Here is a 1,859-nt window from a genome sequence, read left to right as displayed (position 1 = left end):
GCATATTTACTGACATTGCTGAGTAGCGCGGACAGCACCTGGCGCAGGCGCACTTCATCGACAAAACAGACAATATCTTCGGCTTCAATCACCGGCTCAAGCCCACGTAGCTTAAGCTTGTCACGAAAAGAATCGACAGATGACGTCAGTATTTCTTTAAGATGCAGCGTTTCACGGTAGAGGTAGAGCTGGCCGCTGTCTGACAGGCTGAGTACGCGAAGATCGTCGATCAGCCGAGATAATCCTTCCGTCTGCCGGAGTAAGATATCGAACTGCCGATCGTCTCTGTCGAAAATACCGTCCACCATCCCCTGTATGCGCCCTTGTAACACCGTAACAGGCGTGCGCAGCTCATGGGCGATGGCCGCATTCCACTTTTTCATCTCATGCGACATCACTTCGAGCTTTTCCGCCATGGAATTAAAGTCATCAATCAGCAGTGCGGTTTCGCGTATTTCTGCGGCGCTATGTTCTGCCCGGATGCTCAGATTGCCCTCGGCCACCTGGCGCGCACTGTGGGCAACCGCATTCAGCGGAATAATCACGCGTTTGGCAAAGCCCCAGACAAAATAGAGCGCCACTGCCGACGATAAAATACCCGCGAGCAGCGTCAGTATCCAGTCGTGAGAAGTCGGTATCCAGCTGTACTCATCTTTGCCATCATAAAAGATGCCGATATACACGCTGTACACCACCGACAGCAGCACCAGCGTGCTGACGGCGACTTTTAAGGTGAGGATAAACAGCTGATAGCGGATGCCAGGCGTTGCCATCTTAGTCTCCCAGCCGATAGCCGAAGCCGCGAATGCTCTCAGGCACTGAGGGTAGCCCGGCCTGTTCTATCTTTTTACGCAGCTTGCTGATGTGGCTGTCAACGGTGCGCTCACTGGCTTCACCTTCGGGAAGACAATGCTCCAGCAGCTCCCGGCGGGTGAAAACACGCTTCGGGTAACGAATCAAATGCATCAGGATTTTAAATTCCGTTGAAGTCAGCCTGCTTCCGATCTCGGTACCGCTATTTTTTATTTTCACCAGATGATTAACTGTATCCACATCGATATTTTTACTGCTGTAAATGGGCAGGCGACGTAATATCACGTGAATCCTCGCCACCACTTCCGCTGGATTAAAGGGTTTAACGATGTAGTCATCGGCCCCGACTCTTAACGCATGGATTTTGTCCACATCAGCATCCAGTGCTGTCAGCATCATCACGGGGACGTCTGAGTCTTTACGAATATCGTTAAGTACCTGCCAGCCATCAATAAATGGCATTTTAATATCCAGGATGACAAAGTCAGGCCGGTCCTCAAAATAACGCTCCAGTGCTTCACGTCCGTTAGCGGCATGAATAATGGTAAAGCTTTCTTTTTGCAGGTAAGCAAAAAGGATGTCGGCAATATCTTTCTCGTCTTCAGCGAGCAATATTTTAATATTTTTCATCTTCGACCCGATTTTCGTGTCATCTCATTCCTTCTCCACACCATCTCCACATAACCTCCACGCAGCCTCAACGTACGGCCTTTATTATTACGTTAACACATAAGTTAACTTTAAAAATATCAGGAAAGCGGTCGGTATGTTTAACAAAAGCATAGCAAGATTATCATTGATACCGATGTTTTATCTTCTGTCGGGCTGTGATGCGCCGACAGAAACAACGGTCAGCGAAACACCTCCAGTATCGGTGATAGTTGAAACGCTGGTACTGCAGCCCGTTACGCAGGAACAGGTTTTTGCAGGCCGTGTCACCGCATTTCGCACGGCGCAAATCCGCCCGCAGGTCAGCGGCATTATTACGGCGATGCACTTCAGCCAGGGCAGTGAAATCCGTCCCGGTCAGGCACTGTTCCAGATCG

General features: G+C 50.0%; 2 protein-coding genes and 1 pseudogene. 1 reads left to right on the top strand and 2 read right to left on the bottom strand.

Translation table 11 applies throughout. From position 1 onward, the window contains the following. Positions 1 to 773 (bottom strand): histidine kinase dimerization/phospho-acceptor domain-containing protein (locus WH277_RS02740; protein WP_339504278.1); only part of this gene is annotated, 773 nt, incomplete at its 3' end. 1 nt (position 774) lies between these two features. Next, on the bottom strand, positions 775 to 1,443 hold the full coding sequence (locus WH277_RS02735) for a response regulator (protein ID WP_339504276.1): 669 nt from the start codon (positions 1,441 to 1,443) through the stop codon (positions 775 to 777). 136 nt (positions 1,444 to 1,579) lie between these two features. Between WH277_RS02735 and WH277_RS02730 the strand changes: the two are divergent. Beyond that, a pseudogene (locus tag WH277_RS02730) lies at positions 1,580 to 1,859 on the top strand (biotin/lipoyl-binding protein); the annotation flags it as partial.

The organism is Erwinia sp. MYb416 (genome assembly GCF_037479575.1).
In the GTDB taxonomy this organism is placed as follows: domain Bacteria; phylum Pseudomonadota; class Gammaproteobacteria; order Enterobacterales; family Enterobacteriaceae; genus Erwinia; species Erwinia rhapontici.
Note: the sequence above shows the minus strand (reverse complement) of the source record. Positions and strands in the feature narration are given on the sequence as shown.